At 57.2% G+C, this 24,594-nt stretch carries 22 protein-coding genes and 1 riboswitch; of the genes, 10 read left to right on the plus strand and 12 right to left on the minus strand.

What is annotated here, in order from left to right; translation table 11 throughout:
• Window positions 1-20 precede the first annotated feature (20 nt).
• Complete coding sequence (locus tag QWY83_RS02380) at window positions 21-1,232, minus strand: TsoY family (seleno)protein (protein WP_249946135.1); 1,212 nt, start codon at window positions 1,230-1,232, stop codon at window positions 21-23.
• Between the two features lie 309 nt (window positions 1,233-1,541).
• On the minus strand, window positions 1,542-5,234 hold the full coding sequence (cobN, locus tag QWY83_RS02385; protein ID WP_249946134.1) for a cobaltochelatase subunit CobN: 3,693 nt from the start codon (window positions 5,232-5,234) through the stop codon (window positions 1,542-1,544).
• A gap of 48 nt (window positions 5,235-5,282) precedes the next feature.
• Between cobN and QWY83_RS02390 the strand changes: the two genes are divergently transcribed.
• Complete coding sequence (locus QWY83_RS02390; RefSeq protein WP_167668761.1) at window positions 5,283-5,447, plus strand: hypothetical protein; 165 nt, start codon at window positions 5,283-5,285, stop codon at window positions 5,445-5,447.
• 2 nt (window positions 5,448-5,449) lie between these two features.
• On the opposite strand, the gene QWY83_RS02395 is transcribed toward QWY83_RS02390, so the two are convergent.
• Together QWY83_RS02395 and cobW are read right to left on the minus strand one after the other, a co-directional pair.
• Entirely contained in the window at window positions 5,450-5,899 is a 450-nt protein-coding gene (locus QWY83_RS02395; protein WP_249946133.1) for a GNAT family N-acetyltransferase, read from the minus strand.
• On the minus strand, window positions 5,896-6,972 hold the full coding sequence (cobW, locus tag QWY83_RS02400) for a cobalamin biosynthesis protein CobW (RefSeq protein ID WP_067552102.1): 1,077 nt from the start codon (window positions 6,970-6,972) through the stop codon (window positions 5,896-5,898). Before cobW ends, QWY83_RS02395 begins: the two co-directional genes overlap by 4 nt.
• Window positions 6,973-6,985: 13 nt before the next feature.
• Between cobW and QWY83_RS02405 the strand changes: the two genes are divergently transcribed.
• Window positions 6,986-7,354, plus strand: a complete 369-nt coding sequence (locus tag QWY83_RS02405; protein ID WP_249946132.1) for a DUF1636 family protein — start codon at window positions 6,986-6,988, stop codon at window positions 7,352-7,354.
• Here QWY83_RS02405 and QWY83_RS02410 read toward each other — a convergent pair.
• Window positions 7,351-8,025 carry a CbtA family protein gene (locus QWY83_RS02410; RefSeq protein WP_105234038.1) on the minus strand — a complete coding sequence of 225 codons (675 nt, stop codon included), beginning with the start codon at window positions 8,023-8,025 and terminating at the stop codon, window positions 7,351-7,353. The two genes, QWY83_RS02405 and QWY83_RS02410, sit on opposite strands and share 4 nt — an antisense overlap.
• A gap of 18 nt (window positions 8,026-8,043) precedes the next feature.
• Entirely contained in the window at window positions 8,044-8,211 is a 168-nt protein-coding gene (locus QWY83_RS02415) for a CbtB domain-containing protein (protein ID WP_067552109.1), read from the minus strand.
• A 33-nt stretch (window positions 8,212-8,244) separates the two neighbouring features.
• Window positions 8,245-8,462, minus strand: a riboswitch (cobalamin riboswitch).
• A gap of 201 nt (window positions 8,463-8,663) precedes the next feature.
• Between QWY83_RS02415 and smc the strand changes: the two genes are divergently transcribed.
• Window positions 8,664-12,119 (plus strand): chromosome segregation protein SMC, encoded by a 3,456-nt coding sequence (smc, locus tag QWY83_RS02420; protein ID WP_249946131.1) that lies wholly within the window; start codon window positions 8,664-8,666, stop codon window positions 12,117-12,119.
• Here smc and QWY83_RS02425 read toward each other — a convergent pair.
• The 6 genes from QWY83_RS02425 to QWY83_RS02450 form a co-directional block, all read right to left on the minus strand.
• Window positions 12,106-12,996 (minus strand): glycosyltransferase family protein, encoded by an 891-nt coding sequence (locus tag QWY83_RS02425; protein WP_249946130.1) that lies wholly within the window; start codon window positions 12,994-12,996, stop codon window positions 12,106-12,108. The two genes, smc and QWY83_RS02425, sit on opposite strands and share 14 nt — an antisense overlap.
• A 3-nt stretch (window positions 12,997-12,999) precedes the next feature.
• Window positions 13,000-14,163, minus strand: coding sequence for a lytic murein transglycosylase (locus tag QWY83_RS02430; protein ID WP_249946129.1), 1,164 nt, complete (start codon window positions 14,161-14,163; stop codon window positions 13,000-13,002).
• A 53-nt stretch (window positions 14,164-14,216) separates the two neighbouring features.
• Entirely contained in the window at window positions 14,217-15,116 is a 900-nt protein-coding gene (gene cbiB / locus QWY83_RS02435) for an adenosylcobinamide-phosphate synthase CbiB (RefSeq protein ID WP_249946128.1), read from the minus strand.
• Complete coding sequence (locus QWY83_RS02440; RefSeq protein WP_249946127.1) at window positions 15,113-16,051, minus strand: threonine-phosphate decarboxylase; 939 nt, start codon at window positions 16,049-16,051, stop codon at window positions 15,113-15,115. The genes cbiB and QWY83_RS02440 overlap by 4 nt, the downstream gene beginning before the upstream one ends.
• Window positions 16,051-16,422 (minus strand): DUF1636 family protein, encoded by a 372-nt coding sequence (locus QWY83_RS02445; RefSeq protein WP_249946126.1) that lies wholly within the window; start codon window positions 16,420-16,422, stop codon window positions 16,051-16,053. Before QWY83_RS02445 ends, QWY83_RS02440 begins: the two co-directional genes overlap by 1 nt.
• Before the next feature lie 104 nt (window positions 16,423-16,526).
• Window positions 16,527-17,501: a glutathione S-transferase family protein gene (locus QWY83_RS02450; protein ID WP_249946125.1), complete on the minus strand. Its 975-nt coding sequence runs from the start codon at window positions 17,499-17,501 to the stop codon at window positions 16,527-16,529.
• A 290-nt stretch (window positions 17,502-17,791) separates the two neighbouring features.
• Between QWY83_RS02450 and QWY83_RS02455 the strand changes: the two genes are divergently transcribed.
• The 7 genes from QWY83_RS02455 (at window position 17,792) to cobM (ending at window position 24,512) form a co-directional block, all read left to right on the plus strand.
• The gene (locus QWY83_RS02455; RefSeq protein ID WP_249946124.1) at window positions 17,792-18,031 is read left to right on the plus strand and encodes a DUF6732 family protein; all 240 of its coding nucleotides are present in this window, start codon (window positions 17,792-17,794) and stop codon (window positions 18,029-18,031) included.
• Entirely contained in the window at window positions 18,028-19,353 is a 1,326-nt protein-coding gene (locus tag QWY83_RS02460; RefSeq protein ID WP_249946123.1) for a sirohydrochlorin chelatase, read from the plus strand. Before QWY83_RS02455 ends, QWY83_RS02460 begins: the two co-directional genes overlap by 4 nt.
• A gap of 69 nt (window positions 19,354-19,422) precedes the next feature.
• Window positions 19,423-20,061: a precorrin-8X methylmutase gene (locus tag QWY83_RS02465; RefSeq protein ID WP_105234048.1), complete on the plus strand. Its 639-nt coding sequence runs from the start codon at window positions 19,423-19,425 to the stop codon at window positions 20,059-20,061.
• Window positions 20,058-21,254, plus strand: coding sequence for a precorrin-6y C5,15-methyltransferase (decarboxylating) subunit CbiE (cbiE, locus tag QWY83_RS02470; RefSeq protein ID WP_249946122.1), 1,197 nt, complete (start codon window positions 20,058-20,060; stop codon window positions 21,252-21,254). Before QWY83_RS02465 ends, cbiE begins: the two co-directional genes overlap by 4 nt.
• Window positions 21,251-21,952 (plus strand): precorrin-2 C(20)-methyltransferase, encoded by a 702-nt coding sequence (gene cobI / locus QWY83_RS02475; protein ID WP_249946121.1) that lies wholly within the window; start codon window positions 21,251-21,253, stop codon window positions 21,950-21,952. Before cbiE ends, cobI begins: the two co-directional genes overlap by 4 nt.
• Entirely contained in the window at window positions 21,943-23,748 is a 1,806-nt protein-coding gene (gene cobJ / locus QWY83_RS02480) for a precorrin-3B C(17)-methyltransferase (RefSeq protein WP_249946120.1), read from the plus strand. Before cobI ends, cobJ begins: the two co-directional genes overlap by 10 nt.
• Window positions 23,745-24,512, plus strand: a complete 768-nt coding sequence (gene cobM, locus QWY83_RS02485) for a precorrin-4 C(11)-methyltransferase (RefSeq protein ID WP_249946119.1) — start codon at window positions 23,745-23,747, stop codon at window positions 24,510-24,512. Before cobJ ends, cobM begins: the two co-directional genes overlap by 4 nt.
• Window positions 24,513-24,594 lie beyond the last annotated feature (82 nt).

Below are 24,594 nucleotides of genomic sequence, written 5' to 3' on the forward strand. Positions count from 1 at the left end.
TGAAGGGAAGGGAAGGAAACTTATTCAGCCGGAACAGCGACCATTTTGGATTTCCCAAAGTGGCGACGGTTGAGGTGAAGAACGAGAGCGACCATGGCGAACTGGAAGGCCAGTGCGATTGCGATGATCACCCAGTAGGTCACGCTGAACTTTGCGACGAGACCAGCGGCAACCAGACCTTTGTGGAGCCAGAACTGTGTCATGACGGACAGTGCGACACCTGGGCAAACAAGAGCGTAGGACCCTGCAGAGTTTTTATCACCAGTTAGGAAGGTCGACGCGTAGCCCTGACGACCCAGTACAGTCAGGCCGAGCAGCAGGAACAACACTTGAACAGTGAGGAACTTGGTCAAGGTCATGAGTGTTTCGGCCGCATTGGTGTGCACGTCGAAGGTGGTGTGCAGGCCGTGCTCTTGGCGCAGAACCATTATCCCAAGGACGGTCATCAGAGGGATGATGATCATTAGGGTCGGGCCTGCTTCTTTGTGGGTGCCGTAGTGCAGCATAGAGTTGAATGCGGTCACGGCTGCGACGATTGCGTAGATTGTCGCGATCAGGCCAAAGAAGGTGGACACGACGAGTGCGGTTCCGACGGTCAGCGGCGTGGTCGACATTGCAGCAGGCGCGGAGAGGCCAACAGCGACCATTGCCAGAGCAAAAGCGGGGAGAAGCTGTGCGAAGGAGTTATGCGCCGTGACGTCGAACAACCCGCCTTCGGACAGTACGCGACCCAAGAAGTGCCCGATCATGCGCAGAGCGAGGACGCCCGTCAGGAAGAACGCGACGAGAGCGGCGGGGAAGAGATACTCAACGATGCTCCACAATTGCGGAACGAAAACCAAGCCGACAATGAACATCGCGTTGATCGACATAGCCACCGCGAGTGGCATAGCGAGCAGTTGGGTTTCGCCGTTCGAGTGGCGTAGCTTTTGATAGGCTTCGGTTTTCTTGAATTCGGTCAGTTTGCCGAAGTTCCAGATCAAGTAGCGCAGGTTTTGAATTACAAAGAAGGCAATGCCAGCCATCGCTGCGACGATCGCGAACTGTTGGAAGGGATTTCCTTTGGCCCATGCATTCATGATGTCCTCAAAAACGGGAACGGGCGCGTTGGGGTGCGGCACCCAGAACATCAGATACATGAAGAAAGTGACTGCCAATCCGCCAGCACCAACCGAGGCGAGGAAGTAGAGTGGAGACCAGTTGTCTGCCGGACGTTTCATGAGTTGGGACATCGTGCCCTCCATACATATCAAGAATCTGTTATGCAATTTGATACAGGGGGCACCTATTGAATGTCAATATTTAGATATATTGATTTATGTGTAGTTTGGACGGCGGTAGTGTTGAATGGTGCACAGTCATGTGACCAGAAATACACAGACCACTAGCCGATCACGCGACGGTGATTTTTGATCTACAAGTTCTTTCGCACCTGCGACATAGCGCGGCCATAATTCTACTTGGGGGCAAGTATGCAGTATTTTTCTTTGGCCGTTTTAGTTCTTTATATCGGCGTTGCAGCACTTTCGACGATCTAATCCCTACGCTCTTAGCTCTGCGATGCGAGCCCTTGCAGAGTTAGAGCGCGGTTGCCACAGCCCACGATCAATCGCTTCCTGAAGCCGATCTGCGATTTCGCGCAGGGCCGCAGGGTTTACCTCTTCGATAAACTCGCGGGTGTCGTCGTCTTCTAGAAATGCGGCTTCGACCAGATCGAAATGATGGTTACGCACCGCACCAGTCGTTGCGGCAAAGGCGAACATATAGTCGACAGTGGCCGCGATCTCGAACGCGCCCTTGTAGCCGTGGCGTTTGACGCCTTCGATCCACTTTGGGTTCACGACGCGGCTGCGGACCACGCGACCGATCTCGTCTTCGAGGGTGCGGATAACCGGCCGTTCGGGACGTGAGTGGTCGTTGTGATAGATCGGTCGGTCTTGCCCTTGCAGGGTGCTGATCGCTGCCGCCGCACCGCCTTCGAATTGGTAGTAATCGTCAGAGTCGAGCAGGTCGTGTTCTCTGTTGTCTTGGTTCTGCACGATTGCTTCCGTCTGCGAGAGGCGTTGACGGAACCCTGAATGGTCGGCGGTTCCTTCGTCCTTTGCGCCGTAGGTGTAGCCGCCCCATTCGATGTAAGCATTCCCAAGGTCAGCTTTGTCGTTCCAGACACGTTCGTCGATAAGAGCCTGCAGGCCCGCGCCATAGGCCCCCGGTTTGGAGCCATAGACGCGCGATTGACCTTCGCCACGGCGTGCGCGGGCTGCGGCGGGGTTTTGGTCGTCGCTTTCGTCCAAGGCCTGAACGGCGCGCGCGGCGCTATCCACCAAAGCGATCAACTGAGGGAAGGCATCGCGGAAGAAGCCCGAAATGCGGAGGGTGACATCCACACGGGGACGGCCAAGCACGCCCTCAGGCAGGACGTCGAACCCAGTCACGCGGCGGTTCGCGCTGTCCCACGTGGGTTTGACGCCCATGAGCGCCAGCGCTTGAGCGATATCATCACCGCCAGTCCGCATGTTTGCCGTTCCCCATGCGGTCACAAGCATCGTGCGCGGCCAGTCGCCGTGATCCTGAAGGTGTTTTTCGATGAGCAGGTTCGCGGACTTCCAGCCGAGCTTCCATGCGGTAGGTGTCGGGACAGCGCGGCTATCGACGGAGTAAAAGTTCTTACCCGTTGGCAGAACGTCCAACCGTCCTCTGGTCGGGGCGCCAGAAGGTCCAGGAGCGACCGCGCGAACGTCGAGCGCAGCAAGCAAAGCCGAGCCTTCGTCGGGACCGCAGGCGTTAATGATCGGACGAATGGTGTTCAGGATTTCAGCTACGACTGCTGAGGAGGCAGGGCCGATGGGGTCAATCTGTTCTGGGGCCTCATCACCCCAGCCCCCATCGCGGAGCAGCTTTTGGGTTAGCTCCTCGAGGCGTTCGACGGTATCGCCTGTTGTCCGCCAAGTGCCGCCCGTATTCAGAACATCAGGGCGGGGGCCGTCCCAAGCGGTGCCTAGGTCAGCGCTGAGCGGATCAAAGCCGAGCGCGAGGTCATCTGCCAGTGCCCGTAGAAGGGACGCATTTGGCCCCACCCCATCACCACGTGGTACGCGGGCCAGAGCGATAGCGAGGTCGAGCGCCTGTTGCCCCGTCGGGGATTGCCCGAAAATATGGAGCCCATCGCGGATTTGCGCTTCCTTCAGTTCGCAAAGATACGCATCGAGTTTGGCTAGGTCCGTGTCCTGATCGCCCGTCATTCCGACATCAGTTGAAAGGCCCGTCACGTCTGAGAGCGACAGAATTTCACGACGCAGAGTGTCGATACGACGGGGATCTACACCTGCCGCCTCATAGTATTCGTCCACCAGTGCTTCGAGGTCGCGCAGGGGACCGTAGCTCTCGGCGCGGGTGAGGGGCGGTGTCAGGTGGTCGATAATCACGGCGCTTGTCCGCCGCTTGGCCTGTGTCCCTTCACCGGGATCGTTTACGATGAACGGGTAAACGTGGGGCGTCGCACCGAAAATCGCTTCGGGGAGGCATGATTCGGACAGGGCGAGTGATTTCCCCGGAAGCCACTCTAGGTTTCCGTGCTTGCCCATGTGCACGATCGCATGAGCGCCCAAGTGGTGTCTGAGCCAGAAATAGAAGGCGAGATAGTTGTGCGGCGGCACGAGGTCGGGAGAATGGTAAGTCTCTGTCGGATCGATGTTATAGCCTCGTGCAGGCTGGATGCCGACGACGACGTTGCCGTAGCTATGGATCGACAAGGCAAAGCCAGCGTCGGTGACAAAGGGATCACTTTCGGGCGTGCCCCAGCGGTCGGTGATGCGTTGTTTCACGTCCCAAGGCAGCGCGTTGAAGTGCGAAAGGTAATCGGGCAGCGAAAGCACTTCGCCGCCGGCCTTTTCAGCGCGATCAGTGAGCCAGTTGGTCGGACCCGCCGTGATGCGATCCATAAGCGCGCGACTGTCTGGCGTTTCCGTTTGGTATCCAGCGGCCGCAAGAAGAGCGAGCGTATGAGCTGTGCCCGCGGGTGTGTCGAGGCCAACCCCGTTCGCAAGACGACCGTCTTTGTTCGGGTAGTTGGCGAGAACGATGCCGATCTTGCGGTCTTTGGGCGCGGTGCGGCGAAGGGTGGCCCAGTTGCTAGCCAGTTGAGTGACGAAATCGATCCTGTCACCGCGTGCTTGATAGGCCGCAACGGGACATTGCGTGGCTTCGTCGAAATAAGCTTGGCCCTTAAAGCTGATGGCGCGTGATAGAATGCGGCCATCAACCTCTGGCAAGGCGACGTTCATGGCGATGTCGCGTGCCGAAAGACCAGTCAGGCCGTCGGCCCAGGCTTCTTCGGAACCACCGGACAGAACGACCTGAAACACAGGGGCGTCGTTTGCAAATGGCGCGGCGAGAGGATTAGGCGCAGATTCATCAGCATGAGGGCTGCCGACTGCAAAAGAGGTGCAGTTCAGGATGACGTCTGGCGGGCAACTGGTGAACAATTGTTCGAGGGTCGCGACAGAAACGGGGTCTTTGAGCGAGGCCACGAAAATGGGCATCGGGTTGAGGCCCGCGCGCATCAGCGACTTTGTCAGTCGATTGATCGGGTTGAGGCCAGCGCCTTGAACCAATGCACGGTAAAACACGATCGGCACGACTGGCGCATCAAGATTCCATGATGCTTTCAGATCGGTAAGATTCGAAATACCAAGGCCAGGCCAGTAAATACCCGCACGCAAGAGCGGAGAGGCCGCCGCAGGTTTTTCGCCGCCATCGATGAGAGATTTGGCATAAGCGAGGAAGTTTACCGCGTTTTGTGGGCCGCCTTCGACAAGGTAGCTCCACAATGCGTCGTAGTCCGCGCCGCGAACGGTCGAAATATCCCGCAGTTCTGCGTCTGGTTTGTCGTCACCGGGCAGAGCGGCGAACGGAATGCCAGCCTCGTGCAAGCGAGCCGCATACTGTTCCAACCCGTATTTCCAGTAACCCGCGCCACCCAACACCCGCGCGATCACGATTCGGGATTTCGTCGCGCAATCATCCAAATGCAGGTCTACTGACATTGGGTGCATCAGGTTCATCATCGATGCGAGCCGCAGCGATGGTGCATCGGTCATTTCCGCCCGCGCCTCTGACAAAGCAGCCAATTCGGTGTCAGCCGCAGAGATGACCACCACATCAGCAGGGGTTTGGCCTAGATCGACAGGCTCTTTGTCATCGATATTTCCGGGGGTCGCTGCCAAGAGGTGCATTGTCTAAAGCCTTGATTTCGGGCATCAGCGCGGCAAAGGAGCCGCATCATGGATTACAGTAAATCGGGTGGCGCTAAGGGACCGAAGGGTCAACCGCGTCACAAAGAGCATAACGCCAAGGGAACAGATAAGAACCCGTTTGGCGGAAAGAACGACAAAGCCGCACTTTTGGAACGGATGAAAAAAGCCGCTGCCGAAAAGAAGGCCGAGTAAGGTCAAAGCGGCTTTTCCATAAAGATGGAGGAGGCCGCATCGGGGTAATCCCCGAACGGACCGCAGCGGGTGAACCCGTGGCGTTCATAGACACGGTGCGCGGCGTGGAGGAGGTTTCCTGTCTCCAGCCGCAACCATTCTAGCTTTTCGTCCCGTGCTTCGTCTTCGATCTGCCGAAGAAGAGCAGAGGCTACGCCTTTGCCGCGGGCGTCTGATGACGTGAACATCGATTTCACCTCGCCATATCCCTCTTTGATGGATAGCGCCCCTGTGCCGACAATTGTGTCGCCGATCCGCGCGGTAAAGAACCGGATCGACGGAACACAAAGCTCATCGATATCGAGGAAAAAGTTGTCCTCTGGTGGGAACAACTCCTCCATCAGGGCGTGCGACTGTTTGAGCAGCGCACTCGCCTGTGGGTCTTTGGGGCTGTTCCGTTCGACGATGATCATGCGGACAGCGCTGCCTCAATCGCCGCTCGGTCGAGACCTGCTTCGCCAATGACAACCAATCGGGTTTCACGAGTGCCCGAGAAAGGCTGATCGAAATAGGTTTCGATGCGCGGGCCGACGGCCTGCAGTGTCATGCGCATCGGTTTGCCTTCAACAGCGACGAACCCTTTGAGACGCAGGATGTCGTGCGCTTTGATGACGTCAACGACCTGTGCCGCAAAGGCCTTTGCGTCGGTCACTTCTGGCAGGGTGACAACGAAGGATTCGAACTCGTCATGGCCGTGCTCATGTTCGTGGTCGTGATCATCGTGGTCGTCATCGTGATCGTCGTCATCATGGTGGTGATGATGGTGGTGAATTTCATGACGCGCTTCGAGGTCGGATTCAGCGCCGATACCTTGACCGAGCAAAATGTCGACGGGGAGTGCACCCATAGATGCTTTGACAACCTGAACACCATCGCGGCTCTCTGACTTGAGCTGAGCGGTGAGCGCATCAACTTCTTCTGCGGACAAAAGATCGGTTTTGTTCACTACGATCATGTCAGCGCAGGCGATCTGGTCTTCGAAGAGTTCAGACAGCGGTGTTTCGTGATCTAGGTTCTCGTCCAGTTTGCGCTGTGCATCAACAGCTTCGACGCTGTGCGCAAAACGGCCTTCGGTGACAGCTTTGCCGTCAACCACGGTTACAACGCCGTCCACAGTCACTTTGGTCGAAATGCCAGGCCAGTTGAACGCACGTACCAAGGGCTGGGGCAGGGCAAGGCCAGAGGTTTCGATCACGATGTGGTCGGGTTTGTTGTCCCGCTCGAGCAGTTTCTCCATGGTCGGAATGAAATCATCGGCAACGGTGCAGCAAATGCAACCGTTCGACAGCTCCATGATGTCGTCTTCGGTGCAGGTTTCTTCGCCGCAGCCTTTGAGGATGTCACCGTCAACGCCCAAATCACCGAATTCGTTGATGATGAGAGCAATACGTTTGCCCTTGGCATTTTGCAGGATGTGGCGGATCAACGTGGTCTTACCAGCACCGAGAAAGCCGGTGACGACGGTTGCGGGAATCTTGGCAGGCATGGCGGGCTCCGTTATGGGTCGCGTATATTTGGCCCGAATGGGCGGGAAAGGAAAGGCGATGGCGGATCGCATCACCATTTGTGAAAGTTGCCAATCCGGCGCTGCGCCCAAAGGGGCCGCGTTGGCGGATCAGCTGCGGTCTATGGTGCAGGCCGAGGTCGCAACAACAGACTGCATGATCGTCTGTGGCAAACCCGTCACCGTTTCATTTCGTGCAACGGGTAAGGCCGCGTATCTGTTCTCTGGCGTTGATCCTGACACGCAGGCCGAAGAGATCGCAGAATTCGCCCGACTTTATGCAGAGGCCGAGGATGGCATCGTGAATGATGTCAGGTCCATCGGCCAACTGCGGTTCTGTTTGATCGGACGTATTCCCGCCTAGTCGCGTTCCCAGAGGGCGCCCGCGAAATAGCCGAGCGATAGCCAAGCGATTGCTGCGACCCCGAGGCTGCGAGCAACAAACAGTGACCCGAGTTCAGGCGGCGCATAGCCATAGTAGGTATCCAAGTGCGGTGCGCCGATGAGGTGCGGAAGCGCGATCAGGATAACTGCGAGGGCATAGTGGGCATTCATCTTCCCAAACGCGAAAAGACCGAGACCCGTTGCCGTTGCAGCAACCGTGGCAAGCCACCAGTATTGACGAATATCCAAATCTGCGCTCGCTGTGCCAGGGAGTTCAGGTGGCAGACCGAACGCTGGCGCAAGGTTCATTGCGAAAAACCCGCAAAGCCCCCAAACCAATCCAGCGCGAGCAGAAATTTTCACGCCCCGCTTAGATACGATTGCGAACAGCGCGACCATGATAAAGGCGAGGCCCGTATATGTCACAAGGTTGCTTGCGAAGGTCGAAAAGTGCCGTGGCAACTCTGCCCAGACATCTGGACGGCCGGCAGGCGACATGGGGCCGAGGTCAGTAAAGTGAACCCGATCACCAAATTCATAAAGTTCACCTTCCATCATCACAGGGACGACAAAGGTAAATTGCAGAAGGGCTGCGAGAGCCCCCGCAGCCAGACCAGCGAACAACGCGCTGGTTAAAATCTTTTTGCTCATTGGATCAGCAGCGCTGCCTTAGTGGCAGGGGAAGCCGATCGAGTGACGCGAGTCGTGCGTCAGATCGTGCGCGGTAGCCGAGTGGCTCAGGCCAGCTGCGAAAACGAGGCCGAGGCCGAGGATTGCAGCAGCAGCGATGGACATCACTTCAGAGTTGATGCGCGCGATAGCGAAAACTTTGGTCATATTTCTTCTCCTGTTCCGTCACACCCGACGGATGGTTTCTAACTTTGCTCGGTCGGTCTCCTGGCTCGCGGGTCGCTGCGTTTCCCCTACCTTCCCGGTTTCCCAGTGGTTTTTAGGGGCACGCTCGCCGCATACAGTCGCGGGGGCGGCTGCGGAATTGGCCCTCCGGATGGGATCCGGCCTTACCGCATTCCCGGTTATCCTCTGACGCTTTGCGTACGTGGTGAGGCACCGAACATCTCTTTGTGCGATTTTGACAGGCCCTTCGTCAAGGCAGATTCGCGACATGTTGGATGGTCCAAACGTCGCGATCTCAAAGGATATAGGTCTGTGTGATTTCGATATTTTGTGGATAACTCGCCCAAATCCGCCACATGCTGGGTGGTTTCGTTGACTCTAGAGGGCAAGGGTCGCCAAAATATGAAACGTTCAGAATCATATGAGTTTTCCGCGTGAAGTTTACCAAGCTGCGTCTCAATGGCTTTAAGAGCTTTGTTGATCCGACCGATCTTATCATTGCGGACGGTCTAACGGGCGTTGTTGGGCCGAACGGCTGCGGTAAATCCAACCTGCTTGAGGCCTTGCGCTGGGTTATGGGTGAAAACCGTCCGACCGCCATGCGGGGCGGCGGGATGGAAGACGTGATTTTCGCGGGGGCTGCGACGCGGCCCGCTCGAAACTTTGCCGAAGTGTCGCTGGTGATCGATAACGCAGAGCGGCTGGCGCCCGCGGCGTTTAATGATGCGGATAACCTAGAGATTGTTCGTCGGATTACCCGCGATATCGGCTCGGCCTATAAGGTTGGCACCAAAGACGTTCGCGCTCGCGATGTGCAGATGCTGTTTGCAGACGCGTCGACGGGGGCTCATTCCCCTGCCTTGGTTCGCCAAGGGCAAATTTCAGAACTGATCAACGCGAAACCCAAGGCACGTCGTCGCATCCTCGAAGAAGCGGCAGGCATTTCTGGGCTCTATCAACGTCGCCACGAGGCCGAGCTAAAGCTTAAAGCCGCAGAGGCGAACCTCGAACGCGTTGATGATGTGATTGAGCAATTGTCGAACCAGTTGCAGCAATTGGCGCGTCAGGCACGTCAGGCAGCGCGCTACCGTGAAATCGGTGAGAAGCTGAGTCAGTCTGAGGGCATGTTGCTCTATCGCCGCTGGAAGGAAGCCGAAGAAGCTCGCATGAAAGCGGTGGAGGTTTTGCGAGAGCGGACCGTTGAGGCGTCTCAGGCCGAAGGGAACGCGCGTTCTGCAGGGAAATTGCGCACAGAAAAAGAGGATGCGCTGCCAGCCCTACGCGAAGAAGAAGCCATCGCATCGGCGGTGTTGCAACGCCTTCAGGTTCAGCGCGATGCGCTAAAGGATCAAGAGGCGCGGGCGCTTGAAACAATACAGACCCTGAAAAACCGTATCGATCAATTGGCGCGGGATATCGAACGCGAGGCGGGACTGAATAAGGACGCGGGCGAAACGATTGAACGGCTCGAATGGGAGCAGCGTGAAATCGCGAAAGCTGGGCAGGGTCATGAAGGCCGCCTTGAGGCTGCGCAGGCCGCTGCGCGTGAGGCCGCGGCGACCTTGCAGGATCGCGAAACGATGATGTCTGAGCAGACAGAGGATGTGGCCCGTTTGGCGGCTCGTCACCAGTCTGCGCAGAGGTTGATTGAAGACAGCCGCAAAACTTTGGCAAAGGCAGAAGAAGACGCAACTCGTGCCCGCACGGCCATGGCTGACGCTGAGGCTGCATTGGAAAAAGCCGAAGCTGATTTCGAAATGGCACAAGAGGCCGAAGAGATTGCCCGCGCGACGGCTGAACATGCCGAAGAAACGCTGATTGAGGCCGAAGCTGCCCGTGCAGATGGTCAATCGCATGAGGTTGATGCGCGGGCCTTGCGGTCGGCGGCTGAGGGTGAGGCTAATGCGCTGCGTGCCGAAGTGGCGGCATTGTCGAAATTGGTCGAACGTGACGCGAAAGAGGGTGGTCAGATCCTCGATTTGTTGTCGGTGAAGTCGGGCTATGAAAAGGCGCTGGGTGCAGCATTGGCTGATGACCTGCGTGCGCCTGCGGTTGGTGCTGATGCTAAATCTGGCTGGGCGGCTTTGCCTGCCTATTCTGCGCCCCAAGAATTGCCGCCGGGGGTCGAGCCTTTGACCACTTACGTTGATGTACCTGACGTTCTGGTTCGCCGTATGGGGCAGGTCGGTCTGGTCGATGCGGCAGATGGTGCGCGGCTCCAAGTCGATCTGCAGCCTGGGCAACGACTGGTCAGCGTTGAAGGCGATCTTTGGCGCTGGGATGGGTTCCGTGCTGGGGCCGAAGATGCCCCTTCGGCGGCGGCGCTTCGTTTGCAACAGATCAACCGATTGAACGAACTTCGAGCCGATTTGGAGGTTGCGACCGAGCGTTCAGATGCCGCGCGTATCGCCCACGAAGACGTGACAATGCGGCTCGAGAAGCTAACGCAAGCGGACCAAATGGCGCGCACCGCGCGTCGTGCCGCAGATCAACAGGTTGCGGATGCCGCTCGTGCCCTGTCGCGTGCTGAAGCGGAGCGCAACCTGTCCGAGGGGAAACGGGAAAGTTCTGGCCTTGCTCTGCGTCGCCATGAAGAAGAAGCGATGGCTTCGCGCAAGGCGCTGTCAGAGGCCGAGGCGACCGCTCGGGCTTTGCCAGATTTGGCGGATGCGAGAGCAGCGGTTGAGGACGTCAAGATGACCGTCGAAGCCGCCCGCATGATGATGATGACCAAACGCGCGGCATTTGATGAAGTGCGTCGTGAGGGTGACGCGCGTCTAAAACGGTCTCAGGAAATCACCAAAGAGATCAGCGGATGGCGCCACCGTTTGGATACGGCAACGAAACGCACGTCCGAATTGGAAGAGCGCAAGGCGGAGAGCGAAGAGGCGCTCTATGAGGCCAATGAGGCGCCAGAGGAAATTGCTGCCAAGCGCGATGAACTGGCTCACGCGATCGAAGAAGCAGAGGAGCGCCGCAAAGGGGCTGCAGACAACCTGGCAGAAGCTGAGACGGCACTGCGTGACGCGCAAATGGCTGAACGGGATTGTGAACGTCTGGCATCTGAGGCGCGTGAGGCGCGCGCCCGCGCTGAGGCCCGAAACGAGGCCGCTCGCGAAACTGTAGCTTACGCGGCCGAACGGATCATGGAGGCGCAGGAAACGACGCCTGATAAGCTCCTCGATGCGCTGGACGTTGATCCAGATAAGATGCCACCTGCCGAAGAAATCGAAGTTCAGGTAAATAGTTATAAGCGTCAGCGCGACGCGCTGGGCGCTGTTAACCTTAGGGCCGAAGAAGACGCGGTTGAGGTTCAAACCGAATACGACAAACTCACTGGCGACAAAGTGGATTTGGAAGAAGCGATCAAAGCTCTGCGGCAGGGGATCTTTGGTCTGAACCGCGAGGGTCGCGAACGCCTTTTGACCGCTTTTGAGCAGGTGAACGAGAACTTCGGCATGCTGTTCACTCACCTGTTTGGTGGTGGCGAGGCAAAGCTGGTTCTGGTCGAATCCGATGACCCGCTCGAAGCGGGTCTTGAGATCATGTGCCAACCACCAGGTAAAAAACTGTCGACGCTTTCGTTGTTGTCGGGTGGTGAACAAACCTTGACTGCGATGGCGTTGATCTTTGCTGTGTTCCTCGCGAACCCCGCGCCGATCTGTGTTCTGGACGAAGTTGACGCGCCATTGGACGATGCGAACGTGACGCGGTTCTGCGACCTCTTGGATGAGATGACACGCCAGACGAACACGCGTTTCTTGATCATCACACACCACGCGGTGACGATGGCGCGGATGGACCGTTTGTTTGGGGTAACAATGCAAGAACAAGGGGTTAGCCAGCTTGTCAGTGTTGATCTTAAGAAGGCTGAAGCTATGGTTGCCTAAAGGCAGCGACCTTGGCTGGCAGGTCTAAGTTTGCCTCAATGAGCAAGTTTTCCTCGGCCAATTTCAGGGCGAGCCACGGTTTAATTGTCATCACCTGATCGTAGAATGCGGCGATGTCTTCGACACTAGCGCCGTCAAGGTGACGCTTCATTTCTTCATTGCCGCGATACCCGCCGTGTTCGAGCCGATAGGGGAGGCGCGCGATCCAATCAGCGCGATTTTGGGCATGGAAATGCAGCAGTTTGATACCGTCATGAAACGGAATGCCGCGTAGTTGTTGCCCATCAACCCAAGCCCCATGAATTCTCGGTTCAAGATCATCGCGCCCTGTTCGGAAGAATGACTTTCCAGCGACATGGCTCAGTGCGCCCTTGCGCAGGGCGGGGGCAAACTGCCGAAACGACTGCCGCCAGCGTTGGCGGTGTTCTTTGCCTTTGAGCGGTGCGCGGAACAGGTTCGCATCGAAAACAGGAAGCCCTGTAGGGGAATGCACGGCCTCCCAAGGGCGCATGCGGACCATGCAATCGGATGCTGTATCCAACACAGAGCCAATCGGTTCGTCGGTATAGATAAACTCGTCCACGTCGATATGTACGAGCCATTCCAATGGCGCGGCGTCGTAGACCCGCTTCATATTCGCGGCTTGGCGGGGCTGGTGCGCGTCAGGGCGCGAACCGAGGAGGTTAATCCAATACGCCTCGTCGCATCGGATAATTGTCAGCTGTGGATGACCCTCAAACGCAGCGGCAGCTGGGTCGGCCGGATCATCGAAGTGGAGCCAAATATGCGCAACCCCGATGGACAAGTGATAGGCGACAAAGGCCTCCACCTCGGCCAGTGGGGCTTTTATCGTAGTGCATATTCCCCAGTCAGCCATCGATTAGAGGCGGTTCAACAGATCGCGCGTTGGCCAAGCGTCAGCTGGCAAACTGAGCCGTTCTTGCTCTGTCTGAACGGCTTCGCGGGTCATTTCACCTATGATCCCATCGACCCCGCCTACATCGTAACCGCGGGCTTCTAGTCGACGCTGCAGGGTCATGATTTCGTCGCCGCTCAGCGCAGGGTCGGGGTTTCCTGCGTTATAGGCTGGAGCCCCTTCTAGGCGGGTTGCAAAGTAAGCCGCGGTGGTCACATAGACCATCGATTTGTTCCATTCGAAATAGACATGGAAATTCGGATAGGCGAGGAAGGCTGGACCTTTACGGCCCATTGGTAAGAGGACCGACGCAGGCAAATTGGCGATGGACCCGCTGCGACCTTGAACGCCTAAATTCGCCCAGTCGTGCCCTGACATTTCGTGATTTAGACCTGTGAGCGACCAGTCGAGGTCCGCGGGAACGGTGACTTCTTGTAGCCACGGTTCATTAGCGCGCCAGCCGAGCGACGACAGCATCGCAGCACCAGACATTAGCGCATCAGGCGAAGATCCTTTAAGGTCTACGTGACCGTCCCCATCGCCATCGCGACCGTTTTCAAGAATGTCTTTGGGTAGCATCTGCACCTGCCCGATTTCGCCAGCCCAAGCGCCTCTGGTGTTCGTCGGGCTAAAATCCCCGCGTTCGAATAGTGTAAGGGCAGCCATCACTTGCGGGCGGAACAGTTCTGGTCGGCGACAGTCGTGAGATAGAGTCACAAGCGCATTGAGAGTGTTAAAATCGCCTTGGACCTGACCGAAATCGGTTTCAAACGCCCAAAACGCTAAGAGAACCCCGCGATTGATGCCATATTCGCGTTCTATGCGGTCGAAAACGGAATCGAAACGGTCTGAATAGATCGCGCCGTTGTTGACCCGATTTTGGGAAATGAGACTGCGCGAGAAGTCGATAAAGTCCTTTTGGAAAACACCTTGCCGACGGTCAGCCCGAAGAACAGCATCGTCTTGGCTTGCGTTCGCAAAGAACTGATCGACGGTTCCGCGATCATGGCCGCTCGCTACGGCTTCTTGTTTGAGACCCTCCACGAAATTCGCGAAAGAACCGCCGCAGGTCGTGGCCTGTGCCGAAGTTGCGCAAAGGGCGGCGATGAAAGGCAAAATAAAACGCATGGGACCTCCAACAGTTTGGCGAGAGGGTATCAGTCGGATCGGCGCATGCAACCTTAGATAAACGTGATGCCCAAAATCACGACACATGCGATGCCCCATGCCCACCAGAGTTCACGCACGGCACGGTCTACGTCTTCTGCGGTGGCGTCTTTCCGTCCATCTGCATTGACCCACGGATAATCGCGCATTTCGCCGTGGTATGCGCGTGGACCCGAAAGGGCGATCCCGAGGACACGAGAAAGGGCTGCCTCTGGCCATCCAGCGTTCGGGCTACGGTGCAATCCTGCATCCTTACGGATTGGTGAGAATTTCCATAGGTTCGGTTTGAGTGCGATGAACAGGATGGCGGTCAGACGAGCTGGAATGAGGTTGAGCAGGTCATCGAACCGCGCTGCAGCCCATCCGAATTGTTCGTGGCGCGGGGTTCGGTATCCGATCATGCTGTCTGCGGTGTTCGTGATCTTGTAGATTAAAAGGCCGGGCAGCCCGCCAACCGCAAACCAGAACAACGGCGCCAACACGCCGTCGCTAAAATTCTCGGCAGCGCTTTCGATTGCTGCGCGAGCGACAGCGGGTTCGTCGAGTTCGGCGGTGTCACGCCCAACGATCATGGCAACAGAGGCACGACCTGCCTCGACCGAGGTACGCAGTCCTTTGGCTACGTCTGCAACGTGTTCCACTAACGACTTCTGCGCGAGGAGCATTGCGCCGACGATCGCTTCGGCCCAGAAACCTGGTAAATCCTGAAGGCCCATGCCCAATAGTGCGAACACCACGACGAGAATGGCGAAGGACGCGATGCCTTTGTCTTTGCGATGGGTGCCTTTGTTAAACGACGTGTCGATGAAACTGACGCATTTCCCCATCAGAACCGCAGGATGCGGAAAGTGCGACCAGAGCCACTTTGGCTCTCCGAAAATCGCGTCCAACACCATGGCCAACAGAACGCTCATAGCGCGGCCTCTAGTTGATCCCATTGGTCGGGCGCAGGAAGACCAAGGCGGATCCACGTTTTCGAATAGGGGAAAATGCGTGACCAGACATGATTTTCGGCCAAACGATTTTGCCAATGTGCGGCATCATCGACATTGTAGAGCCTAAAGAGTGGCGTTCCGCCGACCAGCTTTGCTCCTTTGCGCAGCATAAGATTGTCGAGGCGTTGTGCGTCCTCATTCAACCTGACCCGCGTTTCGACGGCCCATGAGGTGTCTCGCAAAGCTCTCGCACCAATCTCGAGAGCTGGGCCATTCACGGACCACGGTTCTTGTAGCGCTTTCATCCGATCGATGAACGACGGGGCAGCGATCATGAACCCCAAACGCAAACCTGCGAGGCCCCAGAATTTGCCAAAGCTCTTGAGAATGACAATTCCCTCGTCCGCGGCGCGGGCGATATGGGATTGTTCGGGCCAAACGTCGCAAAAGCTTTCGTCGATCACGGTTAGAGGGCGGTCTCCGAAAATGTCACTGGACCAGAGTTTGCCATCGGGATTGTTCGGATGAACGTAAACATGGTTCGACGCTTGTACGGTATCGCCATTGCCGAGCTTGCCCGCTGCATCAAAAGCTGCCGCATGCTCGTTGTAGGTGGGCGTTGGAATATATGTGCTGTTGCTATCTGACAGGCTGGGCATTCGAGCTATGAGCGCAGAGGCACCATTGGCGGGTAGGATTTCAGCACCTTCGGGCACGTTCCAAAACGCACGTGCGGCAGATATGAGCCGATCCATAGCACCGCTGTCAGGAAGAGTATTCCACGCAACCGCCGAAATATCACCAACGGGGTAGGGGACTGGGTTTATCCCTGTCGACAGATCAACCCAGTCAGAGCGATGGCCGCCCCATTTTGCGACAGCGGCATCGACGCCACCACCGTGATCGCGGGCCATCAGTTCTGCTCCGGCAATGGAATGTGGCGAGAGACAAAGTGCCCTTTGACGCCGATAGGCCACTGGCGGAAAGGAACTTGGCCCGTTTCGCTTTCTGAATGCATGACGGCATAGTCCACGATTGCCTGAGCATCGGACGGAGTCGCGTCAAACATGCCGAGGGAGTAGCTGATTTTCCCTGCGCCTTGAACGATCACGTTGCAGGCACGTTCGCATCCCATGGTGCAGGTAACGCGGCGAGTGTTGATGCCAGCAGGTTGCGCAGCGGCTTCGATCAGTTCAGCAAAGGCTTCACCGTCGGTTTTGTCCATGCTGCGCTCTCCCCAATCAGCGCGCTTGCACCCTGCACATATGGTAATCCAGCTGGTCATTGATCATCCTCTTGCTTCGCGCCTTTTCAACCCGATTGGGCGTCGCGAAACAAGAGTAGGACGTCAACTTCGTCTGTACAGGTCAGGACACGACCAAGATGCCACTATCCGCGTCCATGTGGTGTGTTCCAGTCCAGATCAGGCCCGACGGGGACAATGCGGTGCGGGTTAATCGTGTCGTGGCTGTAGTGATAGTGGTGGCTGATGTGGTCGAAATGGGTCGTCTCTGCCACGCCTTCGAACTGATAGAGCTCGCGGGTGTAGGCCCAGAGGTTCGGATATTCGATCAGTTTACGACGATTACATTTGAAGTGGCCATGATAGACAACGTCGAAACGCACGAGTGTCGTCCAGAGGCGCCAATCGGCTTCGGTCAGGGTGTCGCCTGTCAAATAACGGTTGGTCGAGAGGATGCCTTCGAGCCAATCGAGGCTGTCGAACAAAGGGCCTACGGCTTCTTCATACGCGGATTGGCTGGTGGCAAAGCCTGACTTGTAAACGCCGTTGTTTACCGTGTCGTAGATGCGTTCGTTCAACGCCTCGATCTGATCGCGCAGGCTTTCTGGCCAGTAGTCGTCCGTATTTCCAGTGATGCCATTGAAAGCGGAATTGAGCATCCGGATGATCTCTGAACTTTCGTTAGAGACAATCGTCTGACGTTCTTTGTCCCAGAGGATCGGCACCGTAACGCGTCCAGAGATGGTTGGATCAGTTCGAGTGTAGATGTCGCGCAGAAATGGCAGGCCAAAGAGGGTATCGCCTGTTGCGCCGTTAAAATCGGTGTCAAAGGTCCAGCCATCGCTCAGCATGTGAGGGTGCACGACAGAGACGCTGATGTGATCGGTCAGGTCCTTGATTGCACGGAACACGAGCGTGCGGTGCGCCCAAGGACAGGCGTAGGACACGTATAGGTGATAGCGACCGCTTTCGGCTTTGAACCCACCTTCGCCAGTTGGTCCAGCCGATCCATCAGCCGTAATCCAGTTTCGAAAGGCAGCCGTCGTGCGCACGAATTTACCGCCCGTCGATTCGGTGTCGTACCATTCGTCGCGCCATGTGCCGTTGTCGAGAAAACCCATCCTATGCCCTTTCGTGTTTGGACTAAGAGATAGGCAAATGGCCTGCGCAGGCAACTGAACTGTTCGAACATGTCCCTTGCGTCACCGCACAGGTCGTTTTCGATCTACCCTGCGACGTTTAACCGTTTGCCCCCTATGCCCTACCCCTGTAGGAAGGCCCGAGACGAAGCCTAAACTAGGCCAGAGCGGTTGGTGGTGCGGCGGTTGACCTGAATTGGGACCAAAGCTCACGTCGTCCGATCCCCGCACTTTCGCGGTCCTCTGGTCTTTATCGGAACGGAGGTCACGCCATGCGCAGCGCGCTTACTCTTATCCTTTTGCTGACGGCAAATGCCGCCTCGGCCCACGTGGGCCATTTGGGCGAGATGGCTGGTCACGACCATTGGGTGGCAGGTGCGGCGCTGGGTCTTGCGATCCTGCTTGGGCTTCGTGAGGCTTTGAAGGCGCGTAAAGAAAACGCTGAAAAGGCGTCAAAAGAGGCTGACGAAGAGACCGAAGAAGAAGTCGAAGGCGAAGAGGTGCCAGCATGAAAACGGGTGTAATGATCTGCGGCCACGGTTCGCGGAGCCAGTCAGCAGTTGATGAGTTCAAAGTGCTGGCCGAGAAGCTGCCCGCCTATCTGCCGTCGGACTGGATGGTTGATTATGGCTACCTCGAGTTTGCGAACCCTGTGATCCGCGATGGTCTCGATAATCTTCGGAACGCTGGCTGCGAACGTATCCTCGCTGTTCCGGGTATGCTCTTTGCGGCGATGCACTCTAAGAACGACATTCCCACCGTGCTGAACACCTACGCGGCCAAGCACGGTATCGACGTGAAATATGGTCGTGAATTGGGCGTCGATCCCAAGATGATCGCGGCGGCGGCAGATCGCATTCAGACTGCCGTTGATGCTGCCAACGCGGACCTTGGTGATGTGCCGATGCACGAAACCTGCTTGGTCGTGATTGGGCGCGGTGCATCTGACCCCGATGCGAACAGCAACGTGTCCAAGATTGCTCGTATGCTCTGGGAGGGTATGGGATTTGGCTGGTGTGAGGTCGGGTATTCCGGCGTCACATTCCCGCTGGTCGAACCAGCCCTCCAGCATGTTGCAAAGCTAGGCTACAAGCGCGTCGTCGTGTTCCCATACTTCTTGTTCACAGGCATTCTGATCGACCGCATTTACGGCTTTACCGATCAGGTTGCGGCTGAACACAGCGACATCCAGTTCGTCAAAGCAGGCTATCTGAATGATCACCCTAAGGTTCTCGAAACCTTTGCGGAACGTATCAAAGAACAGACGGGCAGCGTTCCTGTTCCGAACTGCGGTATATGCCCGTTCCGCGCGCAGGTGCTCGCGATTGAGGACGGTGAGGCGAGCCAGATTTCCCCTGAAGAGCGTCGCGCGGCACTTGAGGCGAGCGGCCATCCTGCCTACGGCGAAGTCCCCCCTCCGACTTGCGTATTGTGCAAATACCGCACCGAAGTGATCGGCTTTGAGGCCGAAGTGGGTGCCGTGCAAGAAAGCCACCATCACCATGTGGAAGGCCAAGGGGCGAGCGCACCGGGTTCGAACGTTGCGGACTGTTCGCTGTGCGATACCTTCTGTACAGGCTTGTGCCGTCTGCAAGGACACACCCATCACGACCACGGTCATCATCACCATCACCATGACCATGATCACCACCATGACCACGATCATCACCATGGGCACCACCACCATCACGATGATGGGCATCATCACCATCATGACCACGATCACCACCACCATCATGGGCATGATCACGGGCACGACCATCACCATGCTCCTTATCCGCACGCCGATCACCCCTTGGGTCCAAAGAGCGCGCTGAAATCAAAGAAGCCCTGACTATCACACCCGCCCCACCCCTCTGATCGAGGCGTCGGGGCGGCCGCTGCCCTGACAGGGAACCCACACATGCGCCCATACGAAAAAGACCCATCCGCGATTTACGCGCAGAGCTTTGCCACTGTGCGCAAAGAGGCGCGCCTTGATCGATTCCCGCAGGACATGCAGCCGTTGGTGACGCGGTTGATCCATTCCTGTGGCATGGTCGAAATCGCAGATCGTCTTGCGTTTACTCCGTCGGTGTATTCCGTGGGTCATGCGGCGCTGCAGTCGGGCAAGCCGATCCTGTGTGACTGCGAGATGGTCGGAGCAGGGATCATCCGTCGCTATCTGCCAGCACAGAACGACGTGATCGTGACACTGAACGATCCTCGGACGCCTGAATTGGCTCAAGAGATTGGGAACACCCGCAGTGCCGCTGCGGTTCGCCTCTGGGAACCTCATATCGAGGGCGCCGTGGTCGCCGTCGGTAATGCGCCGACTGCCCTTTTTCACCTGCTTGAACTGATCGATGAGGGTTTTCCAAAACCTGCTGTCATCCTAGGCTTCCCCGTTGGCTTCATTGGCGCTGCTGAGTCAAAAGCAGAACTCGCTGCTAATTCTCGTGGCATTGATTTTGTTGCCCTTAAGGGCCGCAAAGGTGGATCTGCGATGGCATCCGCTGCGGTCAACGCCCTCGCTGCAGGTCTGCCAGAGGAACGGATATGACCGCTTGGCTCAACATCGTTGGGATCGGTGAAGACGGGATGGATGGTCTAACGCCTGTCACCCGTACGACGGTGGAGCAGGCCGACGTCGTGATCGGTGGTGAACGTCATCATGGGCTGACCCCTAACCTCAAGGCAGAGCGGATAGCGTGGCCGTCTCCGTTTGACGCGTTGATCGACACCATTCGCACACATCGCGGTAAGAAGGTCGTTGTTTTGGCGACGGGTGATCCGCTTTGGTATTCGGTGGGGCCAAAAATCGCGAAGTCTTTCGAAGCGGAGGAGGTGGTTTTTCATCCACAGCTTTCGGCATTCCAGTGGCTTGCCGTTCGAATGGGGTGGAGCCTTGCCGACCTCGAAACGCTGACCGTCCACGGGCGACCTGTTCAACAGATGATCCCTTTTATTCGGCCTAATGCGCGTTTGCTTTTGTTAACGACGGGTGCGCAAACGCCTTCGGAAGTTGCGGAAATTTTGACAGCGCGTGGCTATGGTGCGTCTAGGATCACGGTGTTCGGTGCGCTGGGCGGTGATCGGGAAGCGCGATTTGACGGGATTGCCTCTGAATGGAATCACGTTGTCCCTGACTTCAACAGTATGGCCGTTGAATGCATTGCGGGCGAGGGCGCGCAAGTGTTGCCACTGATGGGGCTGCCTGATGATGCGTTCGCCTCTGACGGAACAATGACGAAACAAGAAGTCCGGGCAATCACCTTGGCCAAACTCATGCCGATGCGTGGTGCGGTCCTTTGGGACATCGGCTGCGGAAGCGGGTCGGTTGCGATTGAATGGATGCGTGGCGCACGGGATGCGGTGGCATTTGGGGTTGAACCTCGGGCGGATCGCATCGCCCTCGCGACCCAGAATGCTTTGTCACTGGGGGCACCCCGGTTAACCGTGATTGAGGGTTGTGCACCTGAGTGTTTGGATGGATTGCCGACACCAGATGCGGTCTTTGTCGGCGGTGGCTTGACCCAAGAGACCTTCGAGATCGCGTGGGACGCATTGTCCAGCCTCGGTCGTTTCGTTGCGAACGCCGTTACCCTCGAAACCGAAGCCGTATTGCGCGACCTACATTCGAAATTTGGCGGGCAATTGATCCGCCTCTCGGTTGAACGAGCAGAGCCAGTCGGCCGCCTAACGGGCTGGCGACCGGCAATGACCGTGACCCAATGGAGCATCGTTAAATCATGACCGGAATTCTCTACGGTGTTGGCCTCGGGCCAGGCGCGCCCGACTTGATAACCTTGCGCGCCGCTCGCCTGATCGAGGGAGCACGCGTTGTCGCCTATCCTGCGCTTGTTGGTGGCGAGAGCTTCGCGCGTTCGATCGCTGCTGATTTGATTTCTGCGGATGCAAAAGAGATCGTCATGGAAGTCCCGATGACGACCGAACGGGGCCCTGCGCAAGCGGCCTACGACGTAGGCGCCGCGCAGATTGCGGAGGCGTTGGAGGCAGGGCAGGACGTTGTCGTTCTCTGCGAAGGCGATCCGTTTTTCTACGGCTCTTTCATGTATCTCTACGCTCGCTTGTCCGACAGATTTAAATGCGAAGTCGTTCCCGGTGTGACGTCGATCACTGCATGTGCCTCTGTCGCCGGTCGGCCCTTGGTTGCCCGCAATGAACGCTTAACCGTGCTGCCTGGTCCGCTACCCGAAGATGAACTTCGTTCGCGAATTACTGGCGCAGAAAGTGTGGCAATTATGAAAGTTGGCCGTCACTTGGCCAAAATTCGTGCGGTAATTAGTGATTTGGGGCTGGTCGAACATGCCACCTACATTGAACGCGCGACCTTACAAAATCAAGTCGTCCTTCCGCTCCGCGATGCGCCGGAAAATGCGCCTTACTTCTCAATGATACTTCTGACAAAGGGAGCCGACCCGTGGCTGTAAAACCTGTTGTGATGGCGCTTTCGCGCTCTGGTGAGGCCGTGGCGCATAAAGTCGCCGCTGCCTTGGGTTTGGCCGTCCATGGTCGCGAAGGCCGTGTCGACCAAGCGGATGCGTATTTCGGAAATGCGTTGGATCATGCGCGTGATTTGTTCGCTGCGGGTGTTCCGATCATTGGTGTCTGTGCCTCTGGTATTTTGATCCGTGCCGTTGCCCCGCTTTTGTCGGATAAGCGCAGCGACCCCCCCGTCCTTTCAGTTAGCGATGACGGTTCTGTCGTGATTCCGTTGTTGGGTGGTCATCGTGGCGCGAACCGTCTGGCGCAAGAGATTGCGACTGTTCTGGAGGCCAAAGCTGCCGTTACCACCGCAGGTGATGTTGCGATCGGTGTTGCGCTTGACGCGCCGCCCGCTGGCTATCGTCTGGCCAACCCGCTGGACGCCAAAGACGCGATGGCGGCTATTCTTGCAGGCGAAGGGATTTCGCTGACTGGCGAGAACATTTTCGACCTCGAAGCCAATGGGGGTGCGGTCAATCTCGTCGTGTCTGAGGCACCTGTGGAAGGAAACGCGAAAACGCTGGTTTACCATCCTCAGACCTATGTCGTCGGGGTCGGGTGCGCGCGCAATGCCGATGCTGAAGAACTTTGGTCTCTTGTGACGACGACCCTGCAAAACGCAGGTATCGCACAGGGTGCGGTGGCCTGTGTCGCGACCATTGACCTCAAAGGTGATGAGCCTGCGATGAACACAGTGGCCAAACGTCTTGGAGTGCCGTTGCGTTTGTTCACAGCGGAAGAGCTCGAAGCACAGAAGATCGCGAACCCGTCTGATGTCGTATTCGCCGAAGTCGGCTGCCACGGCGTGTCCGAAGGTGCAGCTCTGGCGGCATCTGACGGTAAGCTGGTTGTTGAGAAGACAAAGGCCGCAAATACGACTTGTGCGATTGCACGCGCTAATGCTCCGATCACCGAAATGAAGGGCCGTTCCCGTGGTCGTCTATCGGTCGTTGGCATTGGGCCTGGGCAGGCGACATGGAGGACGCCTGAAGTGTCCAAATTGGTCGCGGAGGCCGATGAACTGGTTGGTTACGGATTGTATATTGATCTTCTCGGCCCGCTCGCACATGGAAAAATTCGCAGCGATTTCCCGCTCGGCGGTGAAGAGGATCGTTGCCGTTATGCGCTAGAACGCGCTGGCGAAGGGCGCAACGTTGCGTTGGTTTGTTCGGGCGATGCGGGCATCTATGCGATGGGTGCGCTGACGTTCGAATTGCTGGACCGTTCGCCAGAAGCCCTCGGCGTTTCTGATGCTGCACGTCGTGTTGATGTCGTTTGTTCGCCGGGTGTTTCTGCGCTTCAGGGTGCGGCAGCTCGGGCTGGTGCGCCGCTGGGTCATGACTTCTGCACGATTTCGCTTTCTGACCTTCTGACACCGCGTGATGATATTATTCGCCGTCTCCACGCCGCCGCCGAGGGCGACTTTGTCATCGCGTTCTACAACCCCGTTTCGAAAACACGCCGCACATTGTTGGCTGAAGCACGTGATATCCTGTTGCAGCACCGCCCTGCGGATACGCCCGTGATGCTGGCGTCCTCGCTTGGCCGTCCCGAAGAATATGTTCGCTATCGCCGTCTTGCCGACCTTGAGGTGGATGAAGTCGATATGTTGACTGTTGTTCTGGTTGGTTCGTCAAATAGCCGTCTGGCTCAATTGGGCGAAGGCCCACGTATGTTCACGCCCCGTGGGTATGCTCGCAAAATTGATGGCGACCTGAGCGGTGAAAGGAATTCCAAATGACCGTATTTTTCATCGGTGCTGGACCGGGTGATCCAGAACTGCTCACGATCAAAGCGCAGCGTTTGATTGGCGAATGCCCTGTGTGTCTCTACGCGGGTTCGTTGGTCCCCGAGCAAGTCGTCGCCTGTGCGCCTGAAGGTGCGCGTGTCATGGATACCGCGCCGATGACGCTGGATGAAACGCACGCAGAGATCGTGGCTGCTCATCAACGTGGAGAGAATGTCGCGCGCGTCCACTCGGGCGACCCGTCTCTTTACGGAGCGATTGCTGAACAGATCCGCCGTCTGAAGGCTGACAATATCGACTATCAGATCGTACCGGGTGTGCCAGCTTATGCCGCTGCTGCTGCGGCGCTCGGTCAAGAGTTGACAATCCCTGAGCTTGCGCAGTCGATCGTGCTCACTCGCATGTCGATGAAGTCGACGTCGATGCCTGCAGGCGAAACGCTGGAGAACTTTGCAAAGACGGGTGCGACCCTCGCGATCCACCTTGGCATCCGTGCGCTTCGCGAAATCGAACGTCAGCTTGCGCCCTATTACGGCGCCGATTGTCCCGTTGCGGTTGTGTATCGCGTTGGTTGGCCCGACCAGATGATCATCCGTGGAACAATCTCTGACATCCATGCCAAAGTGCGCGATGCAAAGATCACGCGGACGGCTCTGATCCTTGCAGGACCTGCCCTTGGTGGGGGGCATGGTTTCCCTGACTCGGCCCTTTATGACGCGGCGCGTCCGCACGTTCTACGGCCCAAAGCGAAGGCGTAACGCGACGTTTCCTGTGGAAATTTTGCAACAGGCACAAATGGATAGGTTGATTTGCTTTTTATTAAGCTCATCATCCTATCCA

It is taken from the genome of Marivivens donghaensis (assembly GCF_030410045.1).
Taxonomy (GTDB): domain Bacteria; phylum Pseudomonadota; class Alphaproteobacteria; order Rhodobacterales; family Rhodobacteraceae; genus Marivivens; species Marivivens donghaensis.